Source organism: Priestia sp. SIMBA_032 (assembly GCF_046535215.1).
Lineage (GTDB): Bacteria > Bacillota > Bacilli > Bacillales > Bacillaceae_H > Priestia > Priestia aryabhattai.
The window spans coordinates 1-324 of record NZ_JAWRXD010000328.1 but is presented as its reverse complement, the minus strand read 5'-3'; the positions used below and the strand labels follow the sequence as shown (position 1 = coordinate 324).

1 pseudogene is annotated in these 324 nt (G+C 37.7%); it reads left to right on the top strand.

The annotated features are described in order from the left end of the window. Window positions 1-324 (top strand): annotated as a pseudogene (locus SB717_RS34615) (tyrosine--tRNA ligase); the annotation flags it as partial.

The window sequence follows — 324 nt, the reverse complement described above, 5'->3', positions numbered from 1 at the left end:
ACGTTGTTAAATACTTAAAATACTTCACATTCTTATCTCATGAAGAAATTCTTGAGCTTGAAAAGCAAGTAGCTGAAGCACCAGAAAAACGTGCAGCACAAAAAGCATTAGGTTCTGAAATGACAAAACTTGTTCACGGCGAAGAAGCATTAGAGCAAGCAATCAAAATTTCAGCTGCACTATTCAGCGGTTCTGTAGCAGAACTAACTGCAAGCGAAATTGAACAAGGATTCAAAGACGTACCATCTGTAGAACGTACTGCAGAAGATACAGTATTAATCGACTTACTTGTAGAAAGCAAAATCTCTCCATCAAAACGTCAAG